Below are 6,776 nucleotides of genomic sequence, written 5' to 3'. Positions count from 1 at the left end.
AGAAGAAAGCGGTCGCGCGTGACCTCGGTCTGGAAGGGATGCCCCTCCTCCTCCCGCCAGCCGGGCAGAAGGGCGTCTATGCCGGACGGATCGACGACCGCGCCGGACAGGATATGGGCGCCGACCTCGGCCCCCTTCTCCAGCACGACGACGCTCAAGTCTTCGTTGCGCTGTTTCAGCCGAATGGCGGCGGCGAGACCGGATGGACCGGCCCCGACGATCACCACATCGAATTCCATGCTTTCACGTTCCGGCAGTTCTTCAGCCATGTCTTCCCTTCCATTGCCGCATCCCCCGATATCGGCGAGGCCTGTGGTCTAGCAACTCCAGCTTTTATTTCTAGAGAGGTTGCAGAAAAATTGAAAGCGCCCAGGCAAGGGCACGCGATGCGCGGGCCGGAGCAGGTTTCCACAGGCGGGGCATGCGGCACGCCCGCGCATACGTCCGATAATGATTGATCGACGACATGGCGGGCGTCTATGGTGAAAGCCAATTTCCGCCGTTCATTTTTTCAAAGCGTCGGCCGGTTGCGGCCAGGGGAGTTTTTCATGGATTTTGGTATTGCCGACAAGAAGGCCGTCGTGCTCGCATCGTCGCGCGGACTGGGCGCCGGCATCGCCGAGGCGCTGGCAAGGGAAGGCGCGCATGTTCTTCTCTGCGGGCGCACCGAAGACCGGCTGGCGACCAACTGCAAGGTGATCAACGAGACGACGCCCGGCAAGGCCGATTACGTCGTGGCCGATATCGCCGCGGAAAGCTTCGTCGAGGACCTGCTGTCCGCCATCAAGGCAAAGCTCGGCGGAGCCGACATTCTCGTGAACAATTCCGGCGGCCCGACGCCCGGAACCGTCGCCGAAATGAACCCGGAAAAACTCGACGGCTTCTTCCGGTCCATGGTCGCCCCGATCATCACGCTCACCAACGCGCTCGTGCCGCAGATGAAGGAAAAGGGCTGGGGCCGGATCGTCACCGTCGCCTCGAGCGGCGTCGTCGAGCCGATCCCGAACCTCGCGCTCTCCAACACGCTGCGCTCGGCGCTGGTGGGATGGAACAAGACGCTTTCCAGCGAGGTCGCATCTTCGGGCATCACCGCGAATATGCTTCTGCCGGGACGCATCCATACCGACCGGATCGACGAGCTCGACCACGCCAATGCCGAGCGCTCGGGCAGGAGCCTTGCCGAGGTGCGCAAGGCGACACTGTCGACGATCCCGGCCGGAAGGCTGGGCCGGGTCGAGGAATTCGCCAGCATCGCCGCCTTTCTGTGTTCAAGGCAGGCCAGCTACCTGACCGGAAGCCTGATCCGCTGCGATGGCGGCGCGACGCACGCGATCTGAGTTCAACACATGGCCGGGCGGCCGGACGGCCGCCTTCTGGAGCCTGCCCATGATGTCCGCAATGGATCTGACAGCACGCGAGGCGGCCGCCCTTCTGCATTTTTACGCCGATGCCGGGGTGGACGTGTTTGTGGAGGACGAAGCCCTCGACCTGACGGCGCGCGCCGAAACGCCCGCGCCCCCGCAGACGCGCCCGTCGAGAGAAGAGCGGAAAGAGCAACCCGCCGCGTCCGCCGCGCGCCCCGCCGCCGCGCGTCCTGCCATCGGCACGACGACCATTCCAGACGACAAGGCCGTCTCCGATGCGCAGTTCGCGGCTGAAAGTGCCCGTTCGCTCGGCGAGCTCAAGACGGTTCTGGACGGTTTTGCCGGCTGCAATCTGAAGCACAACGCCCGCTCCACCATCACGCTCGACGCCATGCCGGAAAGCGGCATCCTGGCGATCTGCGGTTTTCCGACCGGTGACGATGACCGCAACGGCGAACCGCTTGCAGGCCGCGCGGGCAGTCTTTTCGAGCGCATGCTCGCCGCGATCGGCCTTTCGCGCGACGACGTCGCCGTTACCACAGCCCTCCCCTGGCGCACGCCCGGCGACCGCAGCCCCACCCAGTCGGAGGTGGACATTTGCCGGCCTTTCCTGAAGCGCCAGATCGCCCTTGCCGAACCGCGCCATCTCCTGGTGCTCGGCAATTTCGGCAGCCGCATGCTGATCGATGCCGACAAGACGGTGTTCAACCTGCGCGGCGAATGGCATCCCGTCAATGTCGACAGCCATGCGGTCGAGGCGCTTGTCACCTTTTCCCCGACAGAGCTGCTCGCCGCTCCGGCCAACAAGAAGCCCGCCTGGCACGACCTTCTCCTCTTCCGGTCACGCCTCGGCTGATCCGTTTTCTCCCTGCCGGCGCGCCGCGCTTCGCTCTGCCCGAAAATTACTCAGTTTCCGGGACGTTAACGCCGACATGCATCTGGCGCATGGCTGCCCTACGGCCGGGACCATTGCCGGCGCCGGCCGTTTCATGGATAAGGGGACATGTCTTGGGAGGACCAACGGAACCAAGGCAATGAGATACGTACAGGACATGGACGCAACCCTTATGCAGAACACGCGCTTTTCTCTCGAACTCGGACGCTCGACCAACGGCTATCACGGCCAGCGGGGCATCGACCGCGCGATTGCCAAGGGCTTTGCCAAGGCGCTTGGCCATCACGATGCCAGCATGCGCCGTCCGGCAATGCGGGCCCTCGGCGCCTGATCGGGCGACGGGAAAGCCGCTGCTGCCCGCGGCAAGGGCAGATACGAAAATTGCTGAATTGATGCAGAGGCCGGGACTTGCGTTCCGGCTTCTTGCGTTTCCGGCAGTCAATCGATGAAAGTGATCTCGACCGTTGTGCCGCTCTCGACGGCGGTGCGGATCGAGAATTTGAGGCCGAGTCTGGATGCTGCTTCCTGCGCCTCGACAAGACAGGTATGCGAGATCCCCATCGTCAGTTCAGGCTGATTGAACACCGCCTCGAGCTCGCTTTCGCTGAGCCCCCTGCCGATATCCGAAAACGCCGCGCGGAACCCGTCACCTTCCGACGGTTCAAGCGAGACCCTTGCGTCGCAATAGGGCGGCGAGACCGCAATCAGCCGCTCGACGAGGTGCGAGAACAGCTTCGTCAGCAGATCCTCGTCAAGCGGATAGCCGAGCCCGCCATCATCGATCGACGTGCTCAGCATGACGCTTTCCGCCACCGCTTCGCCGCGATGGCGGTGAAGCGCTTCCAGCAGACACTTTGCCGGAGAGATCAAAGGTATGTCCTGCTCGCGCTCCCTGCGGTCGCGCGCGGATTCGAACTCCGCATAGATATCGCGATGCAAGGGCGGAGAGGCAAAAACCGGCGCAGCGGCAGGGTCTGCGGGCCTGTTAGCGCTGTCAGCGTTTCTGGCCTGCGGCGTCTGCCCCCCGGTCGAAGGCGCGGCCGCATCGGGCGAAGCCCTGCTGAAGCGGGCCTCCTTCAGGTCATCGACAGGCTTTTCCTCCGGCGCGGAGGCACGAAGAAACCCGTTGGCGATGATGCGAGGCGGCCGTGTCGGCGCTTTCTCCGGACGGCTGCGTCCTGTGCTCCAGGGCATGGGGCCGCCTGTCTGCCCGAAATGGCTCGGGCGCGCCGGCGCGGGCTGCGCCTGCGGCCGAACCGTGCGTTGCGGCGGCGTGCTTTCCGTCCCGCGATGAAGCGCTCCGTCGCCCGCCCGCGGCGCGGCAACAGGCCGGTCTGGCCTCTCCCGCCGCGCGGTCGGGCGACCGATCACGACGCACACGGCATCACGGTGGCGCATGCGTGCGAGGGAAAGTTGGGAGCGCCCCTCCGGACCGGCGGCGAACTCCGCCAAAATCTCCTCAAGCCGGCTTCCCGGCTCATCGGAAAGCACGCGCGTCATCGCCCGGTCGACCTCCTTGCCGGCCGCCGGCGTAAACCAGGAAGACAGCGCCGTGCCGCAGACATCGCGCTCCTCCGCCCGCAGCAGCGCGAGGGCGGCGTCGTTGGCGATCTCGATCGTTCCATAGGGGTCGACCAGCAAAATGCATTCGGGCGCGCGGTTGAGCGTGTCAACCACGAGTCGGGTGTCAGCCGCCTGAGGCAAGTCGGAATTCATCATTCGCATCCGTTTGTCCAGTCGAGCGTTTCAGCGCCGGGACAGGTCCAATCCAAACTTCGTCGCGACGCTGGCCGGGCACGCCGCATGCCGGCACCAAGACAAGCATGATAGACCCGCGAGGTAAATCGCATCTTAAAGTGTAAAACCAGTCAGTTTTGAGCTTGTTCCATGCTCTGGTCGCTTTTTACCAAAAATGGTCTGAAAAGGACGGGAGCGATCCGTCGGCCTGGCCGCGTATCGCGAAGGCAAAGGCCGCGTCAAGGTGATGCGATTTGACGGCCTGCCACCGGCAATATTCGCCTATGAAGGCGGCATCGACCCACATCGCGCTTTCAAACGCCCTTCCGCTCCAGCCGATCGCGCCAACATCGACGACCTTTCGCAGGATGCGCTGAAGGTGGGTGCGCGAAATAAGGATCCGCTTCGCCATTTCACGGGCGTTCAGGGCCGGGATCATATAGCGTCCCTCTTGCGGCCGCTGGCGACCGACCATGACGATGATGTTGTCCATCACCAGGCCGCCCGAAATCGATTTCTGCAGAAGGGCGACCCGCGGCGGCGGTTCGCGCCAGGCGGCATCGCGGAGGCAGCCGAAGGCGAGACGCGGCTGCATGAGTGGGATCATTTCCGGCCGCGCCGCAAATGCCGCCACACGTCCCTTTGCGTCAAGTGCATCGAGCATCGACAGGTTTGCCGCGATCCACTGCCCGATGGCTGCGTAGACCGGCGGGGTCGGTTCGAAATAACGCGGTCTCAGGCTGGCGCGCGCGGGATCGGGACGCAGGAAGCCATAGGCAAGCGATTCATCGACATAGTCGCGGATGGTGTTCGGACTGGCGACCTTGAACGGCTTCAGCACATCGATAAGGCCGTTGACTGTCAGGCCTTCATCGCCGCCCCAGTAAAGGGCGAGCGCTGCCTGGGATATCAGCCAGCGGCGCTGCGAGCCGAAATTGGCGCCCAGGCGCTGATTTTCCTGGTAAACGGCAGCGAGCCTCTCGCCGTAAAGCGAAAGTGAAGGGAGAAAGGCGGGGTGCGTCGCGATCGTATCTGCAGAAAGCGGCATTGTTCTTATATGGTTGTCGGCGCTGTTGTGCCGGAAACTGCGCCGCTTCCAGCCGTGATGTCGGCCGCGACCCTACTTGATCGGCGCGCGAAAATACAGACGCAAAAAAGCTTCCGCGGCGGTTGCGGGCCGGCTCCTAACGCCCTATAGGGCCGCAAGGCGCCGCACCGGCCGTGCTTCCGGCGGAAACAGAGACACCCAGAAAACACCGCAGCGAGCGAAAACCATGTTTGCCAGTCTCGTCTCCATCACCTCCCTGATGCTTTCGACCATGCTGATGATGGTCGGCTACGGGCTCATGAACTACCTCATTCCGGTGCGCTCGGTGGCGGAAGGCTGGTCGTCGTTCCTGATTTCGGTGATCGCGACGGGGTATACGGTTGGCTTTACGGTATCGTGCATCGTCACCCCGAAACTGGTGCTGCGGGTCGGCCACGTCCGCGTCTTCGGCGCCCTGATCACGCTGCTCACGGCCTCGATCCTCGCAAGCGCGCTGCTTGTCGACTGGCGGGCCTGGATCGCCTTTCGCGCCATTTCCGGCTTTGCGGTCGCCGGCTGCTATCTGGTGATCGAAAGCTGGCTGAACGAACGCGTGACGAACGAGACCCGCGGCTCGGTCTTTTCGATCTACATGATGGTGACGCTTGCCGGATCGATCGGCGGTCAGTATCTCGTGCCGCTCGGCGATCCGCTCAGCACGACGCTGTTCATCGTCTGCGGCATCGTCTTCGCGGTCGCCATTCTCCCGACGGCGCTTTCCACCGCGCAGTCGCCCGCGCCGATCGCCCAGGTGCAGTTCGGGCTGAAGAAGCTCTACCTGCGCTCGCCCGTCGCCGCGGTCGGGGCGATCCTCGCCGGCATCCTGTCCGGCACCTGGGCGAGCCTCGGCGGCGTCTACACCACCCAGAGCGGCTTCACCACCGGCCAGGGCGCCACGCTTCTCGCCTTCGTGCTTGCCGGCGGCGCGCTCGGGCAGATCCCGATCGGCCGCATCTCCGACCGGACAGACCGACGCTATGTGATGATCGCCTGCGGCGTGATCGGCGTCGTCGCCGCGACCGCCATGTTCTTCATGTCGCCCGAGACGCCGCGCCTGCTCTACGGTTCGGCCTTCATCGTCGGCTCGATGCTCTATCCGATCTACGCGCTCAATGTCGCCCACGCCAATGACCGCGCCGATCCGAGCGAATATGTGACGATCTCGAGCTCGCTCATGGTGCTCTACGGTCTCGGCACGGTTGCCGGCCCCCTGATCGGCGGCGGCGCGATGGAGCTTGCCGGTCCGCGCGGGCTGATGCTCTATCTTTCGATCGGGTTCGCCATCTACGCAGCCTACGCCGCATGGCGCGTCATGAAGGGCAATCCGACGGTCGCCCCGGACGAGCGCGCCGACTTCCACGCAATTGCCGTTCCGATGCGCGGCACGGACCCGGCCGGCAGCATCGCGGTGGATTACGAAACCGAATATGACCCCGCCCAGAGCGAGCAGTAATCCGCTCAGCTCGGATTTTGCGAGGAGGAAACGCGGCGGATCTTCCGCCGTTCCAGCCCCAGCCTGTGTTCGCGGAAGATGATGAAAATGCCGGCGCCGACAACGAAGACAGAGCCGGCGATCGTGTTCAGCGTCGGTATTTCGCCGAAGACGAACAACGAAATCAGGATGCCGAAAATGATCGAGCTGTAGTCGAAGGGCGCGATCGTCGAGGCATCGGCGAAGCGATAGCTCTCGGTC

Annotated in this window: 7 protein-coding genes and 1 pseudogene; 4 read left to right on the top strand and 4 right to left on the bottom strand. The window is 64.1% G+C overall.

Annotated elements, in window-relative coordinates; genetic code table 11:
- Nucleotides 1–269 (bottom strand): FAD-dependent oxidoreductase (locus AC5DC2_RS16915; protein ID WP_491699318.1); only part of this gene is annotated, 269 nt, incomplete at its 3' end.
- 279 nt (nucleotides 270–548) lie between these two features.
- Here AC5DC2_RS16915 and AC5DC2_RS16910 point away from each other — a divergent pair.
- From AC5DC2_RS16910 to AC5DC2_RS16900, 3 genes are all read left to right on the top strand, one after another.
- Complete coding sequence (locus tag AC5DC2_RS16910; RefSeq protein ID WP_491699317.1) at nucleotides 549–1,337, top strand: SDR family oxidoreductase; 789 nt, start codon at nucleotides 549–551, stop codon at nucleotides 1,335–1,337.
- Between the two features lie 49 nt (nucleotides 1,338–1,386).
- Nucleotides 1,387–2,220, top strand: a complete 834-nt coding sequence (locus AC5DC2_RS16905; protein WP_491699316.1) for a uracil-DNA glycosylase — start codon at nucleotides 1,387–1,389, stop codon at nucleotides 2,218–2,220.
- 178 nt (nucleotides 2,221–2,398) lie between these two features.
- Nucleotides 2,399–2,590 (top strand): hypothetical protein, encoded by a 192-nt coding sequence (locus AC5DC2_RS16900; RefSeq protein ID WP_152534494.1) that lies wholly within the window; start codon nucleotides 2,399–2,401, stop codon nucleotides 2,588–2,590.
- 107 nt (nucleotides 2,591–2,697) lie between these two features.
- Here the strand turns inward: AC5DC2_RS16900 and AC5DC2_RS16895 are convergent, their stop codons facing one another.
- The gene (locus AC5DC2_RS16895) at nucleotides 2,698–3,936 is read right to left on the bottom strand and encodes a PAS domain-containing protein (protein WP_491699315.1); all 1,239 of its coding nucleotides are present in this window, start codon (nucleotides 3,934–3,936) and stop codon (nucleotides 2,698–2,700) included.
- A 226-nt stretch (nucleotides 3,937–4,162) separates the two neighbouring features.
- The gene (locus AC5DC2_RS16890; protein ID WP_491699314.1) at nucleotides 4,163–5,044 is read right to left on the bottom strand and encodes a hypothetical protein; all 882 of its coding nucleotides are present in this window, start codon (nucleotides 5,042–5,044) and stop codon (nucleotides 4,163–4,165) included.
- 226 nt (nucleotides 5,045–5,270) lie between these two features.
- Here AC5DC2_RS16890 and AC5DC2_RS16885 point away from each other — a divergent pair, with 226 nt between their 5' ends.
- Entirely contained in the window at nucleotides 5,271–6,536 is a 1,266-nt protein-coding gene (locus AC5DC2_RS16885; protein ID WP_491699313.1) for an MFS transporter, read from the top strand.
- Nucleotides 6,537–6,541: 5 nt separating this feature from the next.
- Here the strand turns inward: AC5DC2_RS16885 and AC5DC2_RS16880 are convergent.
- Nucleotides 6,542–6,776, bottom strand: a pseudogene (locus AC5DC2_RS16880) (EamA/RhaT family transporter); the annotation flags it as partial.

This window comes from Martelella sp., from assembly GCF_984369615.1.
The sequence above is the reverse complement of the archived record's forward strand: the minus strand, read 5'-3'. Positions and strand labels throughout refer to the sequence as shown.

Bases quoted from the DNA above. Each gene is read 5' to 3' on its own strand.
- AC5DC2_RS16910 (WP_491699317.1), top strand. From the start codon at position 549: ATGGATTTTGGTATTGCCGACAAGAAGGCCGTCGTGCTCGCATCGTCG.
- AC5DC2_RS16905 (WP_491699316.1), top strand. From the start codon at position 1,387: ATGATGTCCGCAATGGATCTGACAGCACGCGAGGCGGCCGCCCTTCTG.
- AC5DC2_RS16900 (WP_152534494.1), top strand. From the start codon at position 2,399: ATGAGATACGTACAGGACATGGACGCAACCCTTATGCAGAACACGCGC.
- AC5DC2_RS16890 (WP_491699314.1), bottom strand. From the start codon at position 5,044: ATGCCGCTTTCTGCAGATACGATCGCGACGCACCCCGCCTTTCTCCCT.
- AC5DC2_RS16885 (WP_491699313.1), top strand. From the start codon at position 5,271: ATGTTTGCCAGTCTCGTCTCCATCACCTCCCTGATGCTTTCGACCATG.